Here is a 654-nt window from a genome sequence, read left to right on the forward strand (position 1 = left end):
TCTTTGTTGGTCAGCGTCACGGTATAGGTGATCTGGCCGCCTTCGCTGACCGAGTCGCTGGCGGTGAGTTTTGCGACCACTTCGTCGATGGTGTCGGTGACTTTTACCGATACATCGCCGCCCATCTGCAGGTTTTCGAAGGTGCGACCGTCGATGTCCACTGCAGACTTGATGCCGAGACTTATGTCGCCCGAGTCCTTGTAGACGTCGTCGCCCTGCGCCGCGTGCTCATACGACACGCTGGTTTGGCCAGCCTTGATGGTGACCTGGGCGTTGTTGCTCAGGGTCACGACCAGGTCGTGAGCCAATGCAGTGTTCACGTGGACGGTGAACGTCGGTTTGACGTTCTCGGCAACCGAAGTCTGGTCGGCGGTGATGGTGACTTGCACCAGGTCGCCTTGGTTGCCAGTGCCTGGAGTACCCGAGCCTGGTTCATCGGTGACAGTGGTGCTGACCGGGGTTTTATCCAGGGTCAGTTGCTCGAACTTGCCAACGTCAGCGCCCGTTACCGAAGCGATGGATTTGATGACCGGATCATTCGCACCCACATAGACGTTGTCTGGCGCGGTCACAGTGACCGAGCCCGTGGTGCCGTTGGCCGGAATGGTGATGGTGGTTTTGCCATCGTCCAGGGTGAAGGTCAGGGCGCCGTGG

Annotated in this window: 1 protein-coding gene; it reads right to left on the bottom strand. The window is 59.3% G+C overall.

What is annotated here, in order from left to right; all coding sequences use genetic code 11:
- The coding region (locus IAE38_RS23675; RefSeq protein ID WP_328822911.1) for an immunoglobulin-like domain-containing protein at positions 1–654 on the bottom strand (654 nt) is incomplete at both ends.

Origin of the sequence: Pseudomonas sp. S32, from assembly GCF_016648095.1 — a bacterium.
Lineage (GTDB): Bacteria > Pseudomonadota > Gammaproteobacteria > Pseudomonadales > Pseudomonadaceae > Aquipseudomonas > Aquipseudomonas parafulva.